This window comes from Shinella zoogloeoides (genome assembly GCF_003574625.1).
Classification (GTDB): Bacteria; Pseudomonadota; Alphaproteobacteria; order Rhizobiales; family Rhizobiaceae; genus Shinella; species Shinella zoogloeoides_A.
In genome coordinates this window covers 1-2,500 of sequence record NZ_QNUJ01000022.1, presented here as the reverse complement: position 1 = coordinate 2,500, position 2,500 = coordinate 1, and the positions used below count along the sequence as shown (strand labels likewise).

Genomic DNA, 2,500 nt, shown 5'->3' with positions numbered 1-2,500 from the left:
AACTGGAGGACCGAACCCGCATCTGTTGCAATAGATTGGGATGACTTGTGGCTAGGGGTGAAAGGCCAATCAAACTCGGAGATAGCTGGTTCTCCGCGAAATCTATTTAGGTAGAGCGTCGACCGAATACCCTCGGGGGTAGAGCACTGGATGGGCTATGGGGACTCACCGTCTTACTGATCCTAACCAAACTCCGAATACCGAGGAGTACTAGTCGGCAGACACACGGCGGGTGCTAACGTCCGTCGTGAAAAGGGCAACAACCCTGACCTCCAGCTAAGGTCCCCAAGTCATGGCTAAGTGGGAAAGGATGTGAGACTCCCAAAACAACCAGGATGTTGGCTTAGAAGCAGCCATCATTTAAAGAAAGCGTAACAGCTCACTGGTCTAATTAAGGGGTTTTGCGCCGAAAATGTAACGGGGCTAAAGCCATGCACCGAAGCTGAGGATTGGACGCAAGTCCAGTGGTAGCGGAGCGTTCCGTAAGCCTGCGAAGGAGGACCCGTGAGGGCCTCTGGAGGTATCGGAAGTGCGAATGTTGACATGAGTAACGATAAAGGGAGTGAGAGACTCCCTCGCCGAAAGACCAAGGGTTCCTGCTTAAAGTTAATCTGAGCAGGGTTAGCCGGCCCCTAAGACGAGGCGGACACGCGTAGTCGATGGGAACCACGTTAATATTCGTGGGCCTGGTGGTAGTGACGGATTGCGTAACTTGTACATTCTTATTGGATTGGGTGTGCAGGGAAGCGGTTCCAGGAAATAGCTCCACCGTATAGACCGTACCCGAAACCGACACAGGTGGTCAGGTAGAGAATACCAAGGCGCTTGAGAGAACTCTGCTGAAGGAACTCGGCAAATTGCACGCGTAACTTCGGAAGAAGCGTGACCCTTTTGCGGGCAACCGTAGAAGGGTGGCACAGACCAGGGGGTAGCGACTGTTTATCAAAAACACAGGGCTCTGCGAAGTCGCAAGACGACGTATAGGGTCTGACGCCTGCCCGGTGCTGGAAGGTTAAGAGGAGAGGTGCAAGCTTTGAATCGAAGCCCCAGTAAACGGCGGCCGTAACTATAACGGTCCTAAGGTAGCGAAATTCCTTGTCGGGTAAGTTCCGACCTGCACGAATGGCGTAACGACTTCCCCGCTGTCTCCAGCAGAGACTCAGTGAAATTGAATTCCCCGTGAAGATGCGGGGTTCCTGCGGTTAGACGGAAAGACCCCGTGCACCTTTACTATAGCTTTACACTGGCATTCGTGTCGGCATGTGTAGGATAGGTGGTAGGCTTTGAAGCAGGGACGCCAGTTTCTGTGGAGCCATCCTTGAAATACCACCCTTATCGTCATGGATGTCTAACCGCGGTCCGTTATCCGGATCCGGGACCGTGTATGGTGGGTAGTTTGACTGGGGCGGTCGCCTCCGAAAGAGTAACGGAGGCGCGCGATGGTGGGCTCAGACCGGTCGGAAATCGGTCGTCGAGTGCAATGGCATAAGCCCGCCTGACTGCGAGACTGACAAGTCGAGCAGAGACGAAAGTCGGTCATAGTGATCCGGTGGTCCCGCGTGGAAGGGCCATCGCTCAACGGATAAAAGGTACGCCGGGGATAACAGGCTGATGACCCCCAAGAGTCCATATCGACGGGGTTGTTTGGCACCTCGATGTCGGCTCATCGCATCCTGGGGCTGGAGCAGGTCCCAAGGGTTTGGCTGTTCGCCAATTAAAGCGGTACGTGAGCTGGGTTCAGAACGTCGTGAGACAGTTCGGTCCCTATCTGCCGTGGGTGTAGGAATATTGACAGGATCTGTCCCTAGTACGAGAGGACCGGGATGGACATATCTCTGGTGGACCTGTTGTCCTGCCAAGGGCATAGCAGGGTAGCTATATATGGAATGGATAACCGCTGAAGGCATCTAAGCGGGAAACCAACCTGAAAACGAGTATTCCCTTGAGAGCCGTGGAAGACGACCACGTTGATAGGCCGGGTGTGGAAGCGCAGCAATGTGTGAAGCTTACCGGTACTAATAGCTCGATTGGCTTGATCGTTCTCATTGTTCATGCTCATCGGCCCTTTGAAAAAGGGCGATGAAGCCAGACGTGTTCACAAAAATAAGACAAACGAAGGCTCCGCCTTCTACCAGCTTCTCAAAAGATTGCCCTTAGCCGACCTGGTGGTTATGGCGGGGTGGCTGCACCCGTTCCCATTCCGAACACGGCCGTGAAACGCCCCAGCGCCAATGGTACTTCGTCTTAAGACGCGGGAGAGTAGGTCGCTGCCAGGTCTGCTAAAGGCAATCAAATCTTCTCAAAACAATCCTCGGCCCAAGCCGAAATCGGGCCGCCCTCAAAGCGGCCCTTTTGCATGCAAAAACATAACGCGGGGTGGAGCAGCCCGGTAGCTCGTCAGGCTCATAACCTGAAGGCCGCAGGTTCAAATCCTGCCCCCGCAACCAAATCAAAAGCCCCGATGACAGAAATGTCTCGGGGCTTTTTGGTGTTTCTGTTC

The 2,500-nt window shown here is 54.0% G+C and carries 1 tRNA gene and 2 rRNA genes (1 of these 3 cut by a window edge); all 3 read left to right on the top strand.

The window, feature by feature from the left end:
* Nucleotides 1-2,040 (top strand): 23S ribosomal RNA (locus tag DSD28_RS25650); it begins 757 nt to the left of the window's first position.
* Between the two features lie 121 nt (nt 2,041-2,161).
* Nucleotides 2,162-2,276 (top strand): 5S ribosomal RNA (gene rrf, locus DSD28_RS25645).
* Nucleotides 2,277-2,370: 94 nt separating this feature from the next.
* A tRNA-Met gene (locus tag DSD28_RS25640) sits at nt 2,371-2,447 on the top strand.
* The last annotated feature ends 53 nt before the right edge of the window (nt 2,448-2,500 follow it).